The organism is Ruegeria sp. CDSB086 (assembly GCF_059611065.1).
In genome coordinates, this window is the sequence record NZ_JBXWOV010000004.1 from 1 (window position 1) to 13,361 (window position 13,361).

12 protein-coding genes are annotated in these 13,361 nt (G+C 57.8%); 3 read left to right on the forward strand and 9 right to left on the reverse strand.

What is annotated here, in order from left to right:
- Window positions 1-180: 180 nt before the first annotated feature.
- Window positions 181-1,176: a helix-turn-helix domain-containing protein gene (locus AC2FIO_RS09195; RefSeq protein ID WP_496697112.1), complete on the forward strand. Its 996-nt coding sequence runs from the start codon at window positions 181-183 to the stop codon at window positions 1,174-1,176.
- A 235-nt stretch (window positions 1,177-1,411) separates the two neighbouring features.
- Here AC2FIO_RS09195 and AC2FIO_RS09200 read toward each other — a convergent pair whose 3' ends face one another.
- Both AC2FIO_RS09200 and AC2FIO_RS09205 read right to left on the reverse strand, forming a co-directional pair.
- Window positions 1,412-3,049, reverse strand: a complete 1,638-nt coding sequence (locus AC2FIO_RS09200) for an adenylate/guanylate cyclase domain-containing protein (RefSeq protein ID WP_282121479.1) — start codon at window positions 3,047-3,049, stop codon at window positions 1,412-1,414.
- 120 nt (window positions 3,050-3,169) lie between these two features.
- Window positions 3,170-3,862 carry a Crp/Fnr family transcriptional regulator gene (locus AC2FIO_RS09205; RefSeq protein ID WP_058274905.1) on the reverse strand — a complete coding sequence of 231 codons (693 nt, stop codon included), beginning with the start codon at window positions 3,860-3,862 and terminating at the stop codon, window positions 3,170-3,172.
- A 181-nt stretch (window positions 3,863-4,043) separates the two neighbouring features.
- Here AC2FIO_RS09205 and hemA point away from each other — a divergent pair, with 181 nt between their 5' ends.
- Window positions 4,044-5,267: a 5-aminolevulinate synthase gene (gene hemA, locus AC2FIO_RS09210; protein ID WP_496697115.1), complete on the forward strand. Its 1,224-nt coding sequence runs from the start codon at window positions 4,044-4,046 to the stop codon at window positions 5,265-5,267.
- 58 nt (window positions 5,268-5,325) lie between these two features.
- On the opposite strand, the gene AC2FIO_RS09215 is transcribed toward hemA, so the two are convergent.
- The 6 genes from AC2FIO_RS09215 to AC2FIO_RS09240 are packed head-to-tail and all read right to left on the reverse strand — an operon-like array spanning window position 5,326 to window position 10,744.
- Window positions 5,326-5,658: a cytochrome C oxidase subunit IV family protein gene (locus tag AC2FIO_RS09215; protein ID WP_496697116.1), complete on the reverse strand. Its 333-nt coding sequence runs from the start codon at window positions 5,656-5,658 to the stop codon at window positions 5,326-5,328.
- The gene (locus AC2FIO_RS09220) at window positions 5,619-6,167 is read right to left on the reverse strand and encodes a cytochrome c oxidase subunit 3 (RefSeq protein ID WP_496697118.1); all 549 of its coding nucleotides are present in this window, start codon (window positions 6,165-6,167) and stop codon (window positions 5,619-5,621) included. The genes AC2FIO_RS09215 and AC2FIO_RS09220 overlap by 40 nt, the downstream gene beginning before the upstream one ends.
- Complete coding sequence (locus AC2FIO_RS09225) at window positions 6,164-8,086, reverse strand: nitric oxide reductase activation protein NorD (RefSeq protein WP_496697120.1); 1,923 nt, start codon at window positions 8,084-8,086, stop codon at window positions 6,164-6,166. The genes AC2FIO_RS09220 and AC2FIO_RS09225 overlap by 4 nt, the downstream gene beginning before the upstream one ends.
- Before the next feature lie 9 nt (window positions 8,087-8,095).
- Window positions 8,096-8,905 carry a CbbQ/NirQ/NorQ/GpvN family protein gene (locus AC2FIO_RS09230; RefSeq protein ID WP_496697122.1) on the reverse strand — a complete coding sequence of 270 codons (810 nt, stop codon included), beginning with the start codon at window positions 8,903-8,905 and terminating at the stop codon, window positions 8,096-8,098.
- Between the two features lie 5 nt (window positions 8,906-8,910).
- Window positions 8,911-10,278 carry a cbb3-type cytochrome c oxidase subunit I gene (locus tag AC2FIO_RS09235; protein WP_058274912.1) on the reverse strand — a complete coding sequence of 456 codons (1,368 nt, stop codon included), beginning with the start codon at window positions 10,276-10,278 and terminating at the stop codon, window positions 8,911-8,913.
- A 16-nt stretch (window positions 10,279-10,294) separates the two neighbouring features.
- Window positions 10,295-10,744 carry a c-type cytochrome gene (locus AC2FIO_RS09240; protein ID WP_058275223.1) on the reverse strand — a complete coding sequence of 150 codons (450 nt, stop codon included), beginning with the start codon at window positions 10,742-10,744 and terminating at the stop codon, window positions 10,295-10,297.
- 306 nt (window positions 10,745-11,050) lie between these two features.
- Between AC2FIO_RS09240 and AC2FIO_RS09245 the strand changes: the two genes are divergently transcribed.
- Complete coding sequence (locus AC2FIO_RS09245; RefSeq protein WP_496697125.1) at window positions 11,051-12,100, forward strand: Hint domain-containing protein; 1,050 nt, start codon at window positions 11,051-11,053, stop codon at window positions 12,098-12,100.
- 27 nt (window positions 12,101-12,127) lie between these two features.
- Here the strand turns inward: AC2FIO_RS09245 and AC2FIO_RS09250 are convergent, their stop codons facing one another.
- Window positions 12,128-13,306, reverse strand: coding sequence for an NnrS family protein (locus AC2FIO_RS09250; protein ID WP_496697127.1), 1,179 nt, complete (start codon window positions 13,304-13,306; stop codon window positions 12,128-12,130).
- Between the last annotated feature and the right edge of the window lie 55 nt (window positions 13,307-13,361).

A 13,361-nucleotide genomic window follows, 5' to 3' on the forward strand; every position in this document is an offset into this window, starting at 1 on the left:
TCGACAACGCATATGGCGACAGAAACCTAATCTGCACATGCCCCCCAATGGACGCTTACGAAGAAGCCGCTGAGTAAGCGAGCTGAAACTCACGACCGACCCCCGAAATTATGGGGGTCGGCCATAAGAAATGGGCGGTGCCCCGAAGGGCAAAGCCAAAGACCATCAGGTGGAGGAACAATGAAACACTATGTCCTCAAAAATGCCCGTTCACGGCAAGCCTGCGTTGCCAGGCAAACACCCAACAGAAATCATCACGTCGATGTTGTCCTCTCTGGCGAGGACACCGAAGCATCTGCACAGATCGTCCTGGATTTCTTTGATGCCTTGAACAGGCTGGTCGAACATCATTCTTACATCATCAACATTCGCAGGTTGGCTAAAGATCCGGTCGAAGGGCCGCTGTACTGGTCTGGGCGAACGGCACTGTTTTGGGGGGATATCCACGAAAACTGGCGGTTGGATGACTCTGAGAAATCCTGGACCTCACAGGTTGTGAACCTGTCGTCGCGCACAATATTTGTCGGCAGCGCCGTTTTGCTGCTTGCTCAGATCGGGCGGGCAGAAAAAACAGTCGCCGCGGTGCACCCCAACTTCACGGCCGCAGCGCAGGAAATCGGACTGATCGAAGATGGATCGGGTATCCACATGGCCAATGATAACCGTTTGCACAGCGCATCGACCCGGTTAAGCGCTTTACGGTTGTTGTCCAATTTCGTTTCGATCGATCACGGAGAGCACCTCGCAGACACTCTGCGCGGATACATCGGACTGTCCGAGCCTAAAAGGACCGCCAAGAGCCATCTTGCAATCCGGCTTTTCCAACGGTCCGAGGCCGATCCACAAGTGCGACGAGCCATCGAAACGATGAGTGATAATCTTGAGGAGCCATTGCGGATCTCGGATCTGGCGCAAATGCTGGGTACGTCCACCCGACAGTTGCAGCGTCGGTTCCTAAACAGAACCGGGACAAAGCTTTTGACAACGTACAGAGAGTTGCGTCTGGAACGGGCTGACACGTTGCTTCGGACAACGGATTTGTCGCAGCGAGAGATTTCGGCAGCCACCGGGTTTTCTTCTGCCGTCGCTTTGGGGCGCGCCTTTCGCGCCCATTACAAGACATCCCCGGACGACATCCGAAATCAACGCTTTGCGGGACAGTTATCCGCCAGGTAGGACGAAAAGGACCGCGCCCCGGCAAACAGTCGGTTCGTCACCCTCACCTTAAGTCAAACACACTCGCTGACCCACGCGTCGGGTGAGTTGCCGTTCCCATTGGGCCGTCTTCAGAGTGCGCACTGAAGCCGTTTTGGTTGGCTCAGTCTTGTAGGTTGTAGGCGCGCTCATCGCTGGCACATGACCGCCGGACCCCGCCTTTTGAAGTTACGACGGGCGCAACTCCCTGCATTTGTCAGGGATAGGGGGCACAAACGTGAGGCGCCGCCCGGCTTTCGACCAGACGCGCCAATTCAAAGGCCGAAACGCGGGTTCCAATGCCTTTAAGATCGAACGGTCCCGCCGGGGTCATATCTATCCGGACCTGACGCGCAGTTGCATTTGAGACAAGCACCTGACCGTCCTTGGCGATTTCACACAGGCGTGCCGCCAGATTGGGCGCAGGCCCGATGGCCGAGTAATCCAGACGACCCTCAAAACCGATCCGACCCAAGGTCGCTGCGCCCGTTGCGATCCCAATGCCGAGGCCAAGACCATGCTGCGCTATACCCGCCCTGTATGGGACCATCGCCTTTCGAACATCCACTTGCATTTTCTGGGCCAGATCAACGGCTCTCTGCGCGGCATCATCCAGCGGCACCGGCGCGCCGAACAAAACCATCAAACCGTCGCCAAGAAACCGTTCCAATGTTCCCCCGCAGGCCTCAACAAGCGGCCCGCAAGTGCCGTGAAATGAGTTGAGCGCCGCGACAACCTGATCCGCATTGGCAACGGTGGCGAAGGCCGTGAACCCGCGCAGATCAGCAAAAAGAACCGTGATCTCGGCCTTACGGGTTCTCAAGACATCCGCCTCATCCGTCGCGCCGACAATCATCGCTGCCACCTGCGCCGGCAAGAAACGTTTCAGACGATTGGTGCGCTCGATCTCTTCTATCTGGTTGGCGACCCGAGTTTCCAGCGCTGCATTCAAATCAGCTAGTTGTGCTTTTTGCACTTCGACTTGCCCGTAAAGCGCACCCAGTTTTTCGCTGGTCTGGTTCACGTGGTTTGCCAGCTCGCCCAGTTCGTCCCGATTGGGAACCGTAATCCGGTTGTCGAACCCACCCCGGGACAGCTTGCTGAGCACCGCATGGATACGTTCGATCGGCCACAACAGGGACGACGAAATCGAATATCCCAACAAAAGGGCAATCCCAATCGCCGCGATCGCCGCAGCCGTGATGCTTAGGCGTGAAGTCAAATATGCTTGTTCTGTAGTCCGCGCCAGTTCGCGCACTTCCTGTTCGACATTCTGCGCCACGGTATACGCCTCGCGCTGCATGGCTTGGAGCGGCTCGAACATGTGGTCGATACCGTGTTGCGCTGCGGCTAACAGATTGCCTTCGCGGTTTAGACGGCGCAGTTCAGTGATTGCCGGTAAAATGTCCTGAAGGTCAGATCGAAGGTTCGCAATCGCCTGCGCATCCGGCATTCCGGGCTGCCCGAAACTGCGAAAACCAAGGGCAAGGTTACGCTCTAGTGCTGCCGAAACGTGAAGTATCGAACGCGTAGAAGCTCCCAGAAATCCGTTCTGACGAGGAAAGTCTTTCAGGTTTTGCGGAACGAACAAGGACAGTAGATGTGTGTTCAGGTTCGAGATCGTCGTGTGGGTGTCATTAAAAAACGCAATACGCTCCTGATCGCGCATCATCGTCTCGGACCGCAGATTGGCCTGATGCAAAGCATATAGACCAAACAACACCAAACAGACCAGCAGACCGGTTATTCCTAGAAAAGCCACCAGCAGCTTGGCCCGAACCGAAAGAGCGACCTTGGCGACGCTGAGCGCAACCAAGGGCGGCCTGTCAGGGCCACCGTTGCGGTCGTGTGTCATGCTGCACCCCCCGCCGAAATACGCGGCAGAACTGGCATCATTGTACACAAACATGCGAAAAAACGCTAGCAAATACGCCAAAATGTCTGCGCTAATAACCCTATCGAAGCGGAATGTGCGCTACTTCTCGGACGAGTCGCGTTCGGCATAGTCACGCAGGCTTTGGATATCCGCGATTTCGGCGTGATTGCGATTGATCTTCACACCCACCGGCTTGAGTCGCGAAAACGCCCGGCTCAGACTTTCGGGTTTCATGCCCAAGCGCCCGGCAATCAGCATTTTATCATAAGGCAGCTCAACCTCGCAGCCGCCGGACACCTTGTCGGACAGGTTCAGCAAAAACTCGGCCACTCTTTGCGCGCCGGTTTGGGCCTTGAGTTGCTCCAGCTGCGCGACCAGTGAATGCAAATGGGTAAAGGTCGAAGCCAGGATCGACACGCCAATCTCAGGGTCTTCGCGCATCAGGGACAAAAGAAGTGGGCTGGGAATATGCATGATTTCGCAGGCCGAAACAGCCTCGGCAGAGACTGGGTAAGGCACATTGCGCAGCGCGACCGCCTCACCAAAGCTTTCGCCACGGGTAAAGACGCTGACGACGGCCTCGGCCCCAGTCGGCGCCATGCGAAACAGCTTGACCCAACCCGCCAGAACAACGTGTACGGCCTTGGCTTCTTCCTCCTGCAGAAAGATCGTCTCACCCCGGTCGTAGCGCCGCCAGATCGCATGGCTGAGCAGTTTGTCGATATGGTGCTCTGGCAGGCTTTTCAGCAGTAACGACTGTCTGGCGATTGCCTTTTGTGTTTCATGGGCCAAGAAGTGCCCCCTTTTTCCCTGGCCAATCTCTCAGCCGGTACATTCGTTGCCTTATGGCTATGCCAAACCTGAATCCTCTGCACCAGCTTTTTCCTGCGCCACAACTTGACAATTGTCATGTCATCGCACCGCCACCATGCCTAACCTCAGGTCAAAGCCAGTATTCCCGGGAGTGTGTGAGATGGACTACCAGCGATTTTTCACCCAGAGCCTTGATGATTTGCGGGATGAAGGAAACTATCGCGTTTTCATAGATCTGCAACGGAACTGCGGGGCCTTCCCGAACGCGCGCCAGACTGATGGAGCGGTGCAGCGAGATGTGCGGATCTGGTGTTCCAACGACTATTTGGGCATGGGACAGCATTCGGAGGTGATCGGTGCGATGCATGACGCATTGGATCGCTGCGGTGCAGGTGCGGGTGGCACGCGCAACATCTCGGGCACAACACATGACCACGTGCTGCTGGAAAATGAACTGGCCGATCTGCACGGGAAAGAGGCCGCGCTGCTGTTCACTTCGGGCTATGTCTCGAACTGGGCCGCGCTGGGAACTCTGGCGGCCAAAATCCCCGGCCTGATCGTTTTCTCTGATGCGTTGAATCACGCGTCGATGATCGAAGGCATCCGCCATTCGCGCGCGCAAAAGGTCATCTGGAAGCACAACGACCTTGAAGACCTCGAGGCGAAACTGGCCGCGGCCGCCCCCAACGCGCCCAAGATGATCGCGTTTGAATCTGTCTATTCGATGGATGGCGACATCGCTCCGATCAAGGATATCTGCGATTTGGCCGACAAATACGGCGCGATGACCTATCTGGATGAAGTTCACGCCGTTGGTCTTTACGGCCCCCGTGGCGGTGGCATTGCCGAGCGTGAGGGGCTGATGGACCGGCTGACCGTGATCGAAGGAACGCTGGGCAAAGCATTCGGCGTGGTTGGCGGTTACATCGCCGCTTCGGCTGCGCTGTGCGATTTCGTGCGCAGCTTTGCCAGCGGGTTCATCTTTACGACCGCCCTGCCCCCCGCGATTGCAGCTGGTGCTGCGGCCTCGATCCGGCATCTGAAACAGTCGAATACCGAACGTGATCTTCAGAAAGCACGCGTGGGGCAGGTGCGTGCCCGACTGGATGCCGAAGGAATTCCTCACCTTCCTAACCCCAGCCATATCATCCCCGTGATGGTAGGCGATCCGGTGAAATGCAAATTCATCTCGGATACGCTGTTGGAAGAGTTCGGTATCTATATCCAGCCGATCAACTATCCAACCGTGCCCAAAGGGACCGAGCGTTTGCGGATCACCCCCTCGCCTGTGCATACGGACGAGGATATCGACCATCTGGTCAGCGCCCTGTCGGCCCTGTGGCACCGCTGCCAGATCGCGCGGATGCCGATGGCCGCTCAATAGCCATGGTGCCCAATCGCACCTGAGAACTTGCCGCTCTTGAAGGCGGCTTTTTCTTTGATCACATGAGGTAGAGGGAAAAGATGACGAGCACAAAGCCGGTCAGCACCGCTGTGAATCCGCGCAGCCAGACCTGACTTTTTGCGAGATCCAGATACAATGCAAGGATAACGCGGGCTTTGATCAGCGCGAGGATCAGGATACCGGCGCCCAGAAGCTCCGGTAGTACCGGCAGCATAGTCAACAATGCGGAAACAACGCTTAGCACAAGCAATGTAAGCCAGGCGCGCGGGAGTGAGTTCGTGAGCCTCTGGCGGGCGCATTTGAAAAAAGATGAAGCCTGTGACACGGTGCCTATCCCAGAAGGTAAATCACGGGAAACAGCATGATCCATACCAGGTCGACCATGTGCCAGAACTGAGCGCCCGCCTCGATGTTACGTGCATCGTCGCGCCAGGCAACGAGCAGCAGGATACCCACCCCTGCCAACACATGTGCTGCGTGAAACCCGGTCAGCAGGTAGTAGAACATGAAAAACGGGTGGATCTCAAACGTGATCCCCTGCGCCGCTTTTCCCGTGTACTCGACACCTTTGATGATCAGGAACACTACTCCCAGCAGGGCAGCACCGATCAAGGCAAGACGCGCGGCACCACGGCGTGCCGCCTTGCGCCAGTTCAGCGCCTGCGCGGCGAGGAAACCTGACGTGACCAGCACTGCTGTATTGAAGGCCGCACCCGTGCGATAAAGATGCGACTGCGCCTCGGCAAAGCCCGCAGGGTCGGTCAGGCGAACGGCCATGAAGGCGATCAAGCCTGCCCCGAATACCAACAGCTCCGAGATGATGAGCACCCACATCAACAACTCACCTGGAAGCTCGTCGATCAGGGAGGTATCGCTCATGCGCCGACCAATTGGCGGTAGATCTGCGGCAGCGCCATAGTCAGGCGGTGCGGGTCGGGGATGACCGCAAACCCACCTTGTCCGAACATTCGCGGGAACCAGCTTTTGCCGGTTTTGTCGATGGTCACACCGAACACCGAATGCCCGGCGCGGCGCGCCTCGCGGACGGCCATGCAGGTATCTTCGATACCATGGCGCCCCTCGTAATGGTCCAGATCATTGGGCTTGCCATCGGTGATGACCAACAGCAACCGCCGCTTTCGGCTTTGACCTGCTAGATCGGCCGAGCAATGGCGGATCGCGGCCCCAAGCCGCGTGTAATGGCCCGGCCGCAGCGACGCGATGCGCTGTTCGACAGTCGTACCCATCGGCTCATCAAAGCGCTTGCAGCGCTGGACGTAGACACGTTGGCGTTTTAGCGAACTGAAGGCGTGGATGGCGAAATCGTCACCACAGGCGTTCAAGCCCCAGGCCAGCGCGGCCAGTGCCTCGCGCGCGATGTCGATCACGGCCCGTCCTGTGACGGCGCTTTCAGTGGAGCGGCTGACATCCAGCAGGATCGAGACGGCAAGGTCGCGCGCTTCGGGACGGGATTGCATCCAGATACGCTCGGTTCCTTCACCATTTGCGCAGCGATCAACCTGTGCCCGTACGGCGGCCTCGATATCCAGTTGGTCGCCATCCAGATGGCCGCGCGTCATGATACGACCGGGGCGCAACGCCTCGAACTGGCGCTTGACCGCGCGGATACGGCGGGCGGTGGCTGGGTCCTTGCCAAACTCCGCCGCGTCTTCGCGGATATCTGCATCCGAGAGCAGAACATTGACGTGATCGGGCAGATACCGACCCGTACGCACATCCCATTCGGGATAGAGGATACGGCCCGACAAACGCTCTCGGTTCACATCCTCAGGGGCGAGGTCCAGATGCAGTTTCAGCTTGGTGGGCGGGGCTTTTGAGATTTGTCCAAGGCCAATCTCTTCTTGGTCGTCGGCAGCCTTTTTGGCGTTGTCGGGATCATCGTCATCGATACGGCGATTGATGTTTAGAAACTCAGCCCAGCTGAGGATGGCTTCGAACTTGTGCAGTATGAAACTGTCACTACGGGATGCCTGATCCGATTTGCGGCGGCGGGCGCGATGGGTTTTCTCGCCAGATTCTTCGGGCGGGCCTTCAGTGTCTGGGTTTTCGACCTCGTTGTGTTCGGAAAAGCCGACGGCGCGCAGTTCGGGCCACAAGGGTATCGGGCGCATCGGCTGATAGCCGCGCGGGGCGACCACGTCATCGTCCAGCTTCAGAAACTGTTCGGCTTTTTCCGACAACGGATGCAGTTCGCCCAGGTTATATCGGATCAGCTCTTCGACAGCAGCCTCGACGGGTGGAAGGCTGGGTATGTCGCGTTGATGCAGCACCCCTCTGCAAAGCTCGGCGTAAAGTGGGCGCAAGCCGGGGGCGTTCTCCAGTGTCGCCTCGACCATGTGTCGAGCGGCGATCAGCGCAGTCAAGTCGGCGCGTAACGGATCATAGTCATCAATTCGGGTTCCGGCATGGGCGGCCGCAGCCGCCAGCCAGACGTACAGTGCGCCGTTGGCCGCGCGCACGGGAAACACCGCCAGACGATCTGGCAGGCGCAGAACCTCGCCATCAAACGAGGCGCGCGGCATCAATTCAGTCTCGGTAGCCAGCCGGCGACGCCAGCTCAAACGATGACGAGAAACCTCGGGTGAGACCGGACGCAATTCAACGCCCGGACTACCTCCCAGCCCTCGGAAAAGGACTGCCAGCCGCCCCGCGACCTCAGAGAGGTCGACCGCGGCTCCTACGTGCACCTCAGGTGCATCAAGGCGGCTGGCGAGGGTGTGCCACAGTTTCCCGATCGTTTCTTCGGGTTCCCATGGCTCAAAGTCGATCTTGACCATCGGCCGGCCTCACCCAAAGACAGCCGTGACAAGATCGAGGAGCCCGCGTTTGATATCCTCGTCATCCGTCAGAGGTTCGATCATTGCGGCAAGGATGGCGCGGTCGGTGGACATGCCTTGTGCGATCAGCGTCGCGGCATAGACGACCAGACGGGTGGAAACGCCTTCCTCCAGATCCTGACCCTTGAGGCCCCGCAGCTTGCCTGCAAGGCGCACCAGTGGTTTGCAGCGCTCCAGCGGCAGACCGCTTTCCTGGGCGACAACTTCAGCCTCCATCTGGGGCGACGGAAAGTCGAACTCCAGCGAGATAAACCGCTGCCGGGTCGAAGGTTTCAGGGTTTTCAGGATATTCTGATAACCGGGGTTGTAAGACGCCACCAGCATGAAACCGGGCGCAGCCTCGAGCTCTTCACCTGTGCGGTCGATCGGCAGGATGCGCCGGTCGTCGGTCAACGGGTGCAGCACGACAGTCACGTCCTTGCGGGCCTCGACGATTTCATCGAGGTAACAGATTGCGCCTTCGCGCACCGCGCGGGTTAGTGGGCCATCGACCCAGACGGTTTCGCCACCTTTCAGTAGGTATCGCCCGATCAGGTCGGCCGCGGCCAGATCGTCGTGGCAAGCCACTGTGTAAAGCGGGCGGCCAAGACGGGCGGCCATATGGGCCACAAAGCGGGTTTTTCCGCAGCCTGTCGGACCTTTCAGCAGGACCGGCAAGTTGTTGGCATAGGCGGCGGTGAACACATCGCGTTCATCGCTTTGGGGCAGGTAGAAGGGGGCGTCAGCCGCCCCCGTTCCCATTTGAATGGAGCCATCCATTTGCATCACTCCGCTGGGGTTTCAGCTGCGCCCGGCTCGATGATCTCTTTGCGAGGCACCCAGACCGAGTAGATGAACAACAGCGCACCAAGGACCACCACGACGCCAGAGCCAAAGCGCATCCAGTAGAAGATCGCGATCTGGTCTTGCACGTCCATGAAGTAGTCTCCGACCACGCGCTGCATGTGCGTCTGCACGGTTCCGCCGAAAGTCAGCACGAAGGTCATGAAGACCATGCCGCTGGTCATCAGCCAGAACGACCCCATGTTCATCACCTGATTGTACGGATCGCGGTTTTTGAGGATCGGCATGGCATAGCTGAAGATCGCCAGGTTTAGGCAGACATAGGCACCGTAAAAGGCCAGGTGACCGTGGGCTGCGGTGATCTGCGTACCGTGGGTATAGTAGTTCACCCCGTGCAGCGTGTGCAGGAAGCCCCATACCCCGGCGCCAAAGAAGGCCAGCGTGGCACAGCCAAGCGACCACAAAAGCGCGGCCTTGTTGGGATGGTCCCGACGGCCCTTCCAGACCATGACGAAAGCAAAGGCCATCATCGCGAAGAACGGAATCACTTCGAGGCTCGAGAAGATCGAACCGATCCACTGCCAGTACGCGGGTGTCCCGATCCAATAGTAGTGGTGCCCAGTTCCAAGGATGCCCGAGAACAACGCGGCCGCGACGATGACATAAAGCCATTTCTCGACCACCTCACGGTCAACACCGGTAAGCTTCAGCATCAGGTAGGCAAGGATCGAGGCCATGATCAGTTCCCACACACCTTCGACCCACAGGTGGACAACATACCACCAGTACTGCTTGTCCAAGGACAGGTTGCCAGGGTTGTAGAAGGCAAACAGGAACAGCAGCGCCAGCCCCCAAAGACCCAGCAGCAAGATGTTGGTGATCGCGGTCTTCTTGCCCTTCAGAACGGTCATCGACACGTTGTAAAGGAAGATCAGTGCGGCCACGACGATGCCGGCCTTGACCCATTTGGGTTGCTCAAGGAACTCGCGCCCCTCTTTGCCCAGCAGCCAGTTTCCTTCGAACAGGTTGAACGTATAGGTCAAAACCACGCCCAATGTACCGACCACCAGAATAATCAGCTGCAAATAGGCCAGCATGGGCGAATGAATCTCACGCTCGGCCTCTTCCGGGATCAGAAAATAGGCCGCGCCGAAGAAGCCCAGGATCAACCAGACGATCAGCGCATTTGTGTGCAGCATCCGCACAATGTTGAACGGCAAAAGCTCGCTCAGGAAATTGGGCGATACATAGATCCAGCCGGCGATCAGACCGCCGATCACCTGGATCGCGAACAAGCCCATCGCTACGGCAAAGTAGGCATAAGCAATTTTTTGGGATTCGTATTTCATTACTCTGTTCCCTTCCTCAGCCGGCCTCGTTGGGCGGCCAGTCCTGAGCGTCGATATTGTCCGTCCAGATCAAAAAGTTGGTCAGATCACGGATTTCTTCGTCGCTGAGGTTGAAATTGGGCATCTGCCGACGACCAGGAATGCCTGTGGGTTGTGCTTCCATCCATCCCTTGAGGGCATCAAAGGCCGATTCCGGATCATCCAGAACATCCCACCGGGTCATCACGTTGCCGACCTCTGGGGCAAAGTAAGCCCCTTCACCCAGAATCGTGTGACAATTGATACAGGCGTGTTTTTCCCAGACGTGTTTGCCCCGCACCACGCTGTCATCAAGATTCGCGGCATTCTCGGAATTCACGATGTACCAGTGGGAATGGGCCGACAAAGCCAGAAAGATAAGAATAAAGAACAGTGACCCGCCATAGAAAATATTGCGGGCCATGCTCTTGGTCATGACTTCTCGCATCGCGCTCTCCTTTGCGCAGATTAGCTTGTGAAGATCAGCATGCAGTTGGGGACCGTGCAGCGCCTTAACGAAAGTCAAGACTGGCAAACATCGCTGATGAAGCACCCAGAGCCCGCAACAAAAAGGCCAACCCGAGTGTGGCCTGCGGGAGACTATTGCACCTACAATTGGTCTAAATACCCCAAAAATGCCGTTTTAACGCCTTGAAAAACGTCGCCAGACTTAGCAACATTTTTTCGTGAGCACTCAGTAGCGACGCTTTTGCGCGGCCTCGCAGAAGCAAAGCACACAAAGGTCAGGGTAACGATGGCAATTGATATTTACGGTGCATTCCGTTCTGACTCGACGATGTCGACCAGTCAGGCGCAACTTTACCAAGTCAATACTACATTCCAGATATCTCAATACAGCCAGATTACGATTTCCGACGGTGCCGATCCTACGATCATCGATGGGGATAACGTATCCAATGAAACTCCCAATGACCCAACCCAGACATATCTTGGGCGCGCGTTTGATTGGGATTACACCATCCGGGTCCGTGATGAAGATGGCAATACTTATGAAATCGGCGTCATGGATTGGGACATCAACAACAACGGGTCTATGAATACCAACTCCGCTGAGCAGGGTTACTTCCTTGGCTTTATTGGCGGCAGCGTCCCTCCTCTGAACACGACGCTCACTATTATCGAATTGACCGACAATGGCCCGGACATTCCGGTTGATACGGTTGTGCCGTGTTTCACAAAGGGTACGCTGATCGAGACGCCAGATGGCATGCGCCCTATCGAGGCGCTCGCGGTCGGGGATGAGGTGGTGACGATGGACAGGGGTCCGCAGCGTATTCGCTGGATCGGCGCACGCGCATTGACCGGCCAGGAGCTGTCGGAAAAGCCCAAACTTCGCCCGATCCGCATCGCGGCTGGAACATTGGGCAGCGGACTGCCGCAGCGCGACTTATTGGTATCGCCACAGCATCGGATGCTGGTGCGCTCGGCCATCGCGATCCGAATGTTCAACACCAGCGAAATTCTGGTGGCTGCTCATGCGCTGGTTGGCGTTCCCGGCATAACGGTCGAGGAAAACGCAGAGTCGGTCGAGTATTTTCACATGCTGTTCGAACAGCATGAGATCGTCTTTGCCGAAGGCGCCCCATCAGAAAGCCTGTTCGCCGGAGCCGAAGCGCTCAGAACCGTGCCACTTGCAGCCCGGGCAGAAATGCTGGAGATGTTTCCTGCCCTGGCCACCGAGGATTTTGTGCCGCCATCCGCGCGTCCGATCCCGAGCAAAGGCAAACAGGTCCGACACATGGTGCAACGCCACATCAAAAACAGCCGCTCATTGATCGAATGATTTCGATCGTTTGAAACGATAAGGAACCTAGTCTTGCTTCGCGCGCGGTCTTGTCAATGCGGGCCACATCGCAACCAGATACAGCGCAAAAGCCGTGACCCACAGACCGTCAGACAACAGCATTGCGACCAAATAGCCCGTGTCCATCTCGGCCCCGATCCAACGCGACAGCGCCGCCGCCGCCATCAATCCATAGGCCACAACCATCGGTCCGGGTGCGACCAGCGCGCGACCGCTATGTCCGAGCGCGGCGCGACTCATGACCGCCAGTGTCATGCCACCTACGCAACCGATACCCAGGACATGCAGGGCGGCAACCTCATTGCCAAGACCCAGCACCGCCAAGCCCCACAGGATCAGACCCAGTGCCAGCATACCCAACCCCAGATGCAGCGCCAGCAGGATCGGTTCACGCGCAGCCCAAATTGTCCGCCACCGAGCCATGCGCAGGATTTGCACAACGCCCAACGTTAGGGCAACAGCCCCGGCAATTTCCCAATCGCCTGATGCCAGAACGCTTAGCGGCAAGATAAGCGACAATCCCATACCGGCCTTGTTCAGCGCACCGACGGAAACGGGCCAGTCAGCCTCAGACGCCCCGGCGCGTTTCATGGCGTTGCGGGTAAAGGCCGGCGTGATCCGCCCGCCCAGAATGGCTATCATCGCGCAGAGCGTCAGCAAACCCATCCGCAACCCGGATTGTAACGTGTCATCCGTCAGCCCGATCCACTCAAAATGAGTCAGCAAGTCCGCGATCCAGATCAGGCTGAGCAACAGTAGGAAAATCATGTTCTGCGGTTTCGGCCGGCGGATCAACAGCGTCGCTATCTTGGCTGCAAGGATCGGAACAAACGCAAGGTCGATCACGGCAACCATAACCGGCGGTAGCATACCGGAAAACCACATTGCCATCCGGCCTGCCAGCCATACCCCTGCCGCGAGGGCGATGAACCGCGCGCGTGCGTCAGGTGCACCGGTCCAGTTTGGCACCGCCGTCAGAAAGAACCCGCCCAGCGCCGCAGTGGCATAGCCAAAGATCATCTCATGCGCATGCCACATAGGCGGCGTCATGCCGTAATCCGGTGCCACGTAAGGCACCGTCAGCCACAAGCCCCAGACTAGCCCCACAAACAGGCCATACAGCCCGGCGGACAGAAAGAATACGCGGAACCCCTCACCAAAAATACGGGTGATGACTGCGGGCATGGCTGCTCTCCTAGGTCGTTTTTCCAAGCCCTAGCAGCCTGCTTGTTCGCGGCAC